1 protein-coding gene is annotated in these 647 nt (G+C 31.4%); it reads left to right on the top strand.

Translation table 11 applies throughout. From position 1 onward, the window contains the following. Positions 1–23: 23 nt before the first annotated feature. On the top strand, positions 24–647 hold a 624-nt coding region (locus tag Q0662_RS11915), incomplete at its 3' end, for an IS982 family transposase (RefSeq protein WP_298950162.1).

Raw genomic sequence — 647 nt, 5'->3', positions numbered from 1 at the left:
TTTATTAATCTAAAAATCTATCTATGATAATCTACTCTAAAATTACTGAAATATTCTGTATTGTTGATGAATTTTGCAAAGAATTTGACCAATTAGTCGATAAACACCTTTTAGGGAATCCATCAAAGCGTCCATCCACTATGTCAAAAAGTGAGGTAATTACTATTACCATTTTGTTTCAGTTAAGTGGATTTAGAACCTTCAAGCATTTTTACATTTATTACCTGCAAAAGCATATGCGAAATGATTTCCCTAACACAGTTTCATACAACAGATTTACAGAGCTTATGCAGCAAAGCTTAATGCCAATGACTTTGTTTTTAAAGACCTGTTGTTTGGGCGATTCTACAGGCATCTCTTTTGTAGACTCTACACCTATTAGAGTTTGTAAACCCAAACGAATTAAAAACAATAAAGTTTTTAAAGGCATTGCTACCACTGGTAAATCTACTATGGGGTGGTTTCATGGTTTTAAACTACATATTGTTATAAACGATAAAGGTGAGATCTTAAACTTTACCATAACACAGGCTAATGTTGATGATAGAACACCTTTAAAAAAGAAGTCTTTTCTAAATAAAATCTATGGAAAACTATACGCCGATAAAGGCTATATAGGTAAAGATTTACTGCAGATTCTTTTTACT

The organism is uncultured Polaribacter sp. (genome assembly GCF_947503855.1).
In the GTDB taxonomy this organism is placed as follows: domain Bacteria; phylum Bacteroidota; class Bacteroidia; order Flavobacteriales; family Flavobacteriaceae; genus Polaribacter.
Note: the sequence above shows the minus strand (reverse complement) of the source record. Positions and strands in the feature narration are given on the sequence as shown.